The sequence below is a fragment of the Paracnuella aquatica genome (assembly GCF_003332885.2).
GTDB lineage: Bacteria > Bacteroidota > Bacteroidia > Chitinophagales > Chitinophagaceae > Flavisolibacter > Flavisolibacter aquaticus.
Map to the genome: position 1 here is coordinate 1 of NZ_QOWJ01000042.1, position 1,511 is coordinate 1,511.

The window sequence follows — 1,511 nt, forward strand, 5'->3', positions numbered from 1 at the left end:
GTGCGTGTTGCACAACTCACATGCTGTGGATAAGGTATGTTTTAAAAAAGCTGCAGGAGTAGTAACTTTTCGTATGCAAGGCCGCAAGCACTACTCCGAAAAGCTGTTCACCCATTTTCAGCTTTCCGACCGTGTTCCATCCTACAACTTTTACCGCAGGCTCAAAGCCGCACTTGACCTTGGGTGGCTGTACGGGCGAACAAAAAAGTACTATGGTCGTGATGGTCAGAAAAGCATTGACCCGGTGGTGTTTTTTAAACTGCTGTTGATCGGCTACTTTGAAAACCTGCTTTCTGATAGGCGCATCATCGATACTGCTTCCATGCGCCTGGATATGCTTTACTTCCTGGGCTATGACATGGATGAAGAACTGCCCTGGCACTCCACCATCTCACGTACCCGCCAGCTCTATGGTGAAGAACCGTTCCATGAACTATTTACCACGGTGCTCAAACAGTGCATTGATGCAGGAATGGTAGGCGGCAGAAGACAGGCCATCGATTCAGCTCCGGTGAAAGCCAATGCATCCATGGACTCACTGAAGGAAAAAGAGATTCTTGCTGATGGTGGTGTATACCTGGATAGCCTTCAGCAGGAAGAAGAAAAAGAACCTACAGACAAGAAGGATAATGCAGATGACAAGGACCAGCATAGCGTAAGTGCCAGCCGTAATAAGGCCGTACAGCACCACCACGACTGGAAGACCAAAGCATACAAGGGCATGCCTGGTGGAGGCAAACAAAACAAGCTGCCAGACAGTGAACAAAACGCAAGTGATGAAAAAGAATACCTGCCCAAGTTTGTATCCAACCACACCCATTACTCCACAACGGACAGCGATGCACGTGTGAGTGTAAAGCCCGGCAAGCCGCGCCAGCTAAACTATGCAGCACAGGTAAGTGTAGACACGGCCTCGATGTGATCACAGCCATCGAAGCGCACCATGCAGACAAGAAAGACTCACAATGCCTGCCCTCCATCCTGGATCGTGCAGTAACGAATTTGAAAGCAGGCGGCCTGCACCTGGAAGAGGCGCTCTGTGATGCAGGCTTCAGCAGCGGGGAAGCACTCAAGGCTCTGGAGGAAAAAGGCATTGTGGGTTACATACCAAACTTTGGTCAGTACAAGCCCCACCGGGAGGGCTTCCGATTCAATCCTTTCAGAAATGCTTATGTATGTGAGCGGGGTGTTGAGCTGCCATTCAAGAAGATCACTACAACATCGCTGGGTTACCAGATGAAGCAGTACCGCTCTTCATCAAAGGACTGCAGGCAGTGCCCCTTGCGTAGCAGCTGCATTGGCAAGAGTGACTTTAAAAAGATCGATGACTCTGTAGACAAGCCGTATTATGATCGGATGCACCGGAGGCTGCAAAGTGAAAAGGCTAAAGTGATGAAGAAGGTCAGGCAAAGCACAGTGGAACCTGTGCTGGGAACCCTCATCAACTTTGGTGGCATGCGCAGGGTGAACACGCGTGGTATTGCAGGTGCAACCAAGTGTATGCTCATGGC

Annotated in this window: 2 protein-coding genes; both read left to right on the forward strand. The window is 50.1% G+C overall.

Annotated elements, in window-relative coordinates:
- On the forward strand, window positions 1-922 hold a 922-nt coding region (locus DRJ53_RS20975), incomplete at its 5' end, for a transposase (RefSeq protein WP_206609862.1).
- Window positions 919-1,511: transposase (locus tag DRJ53_RS20980; protein ID WP_175580774.1), on the forward strand; the 593-nt coding region annotated here is incomplete at its 3' end. The genes DRJ53_RS20975 and DRJ53_RS20980, both read left to right, overlap by 4 nt.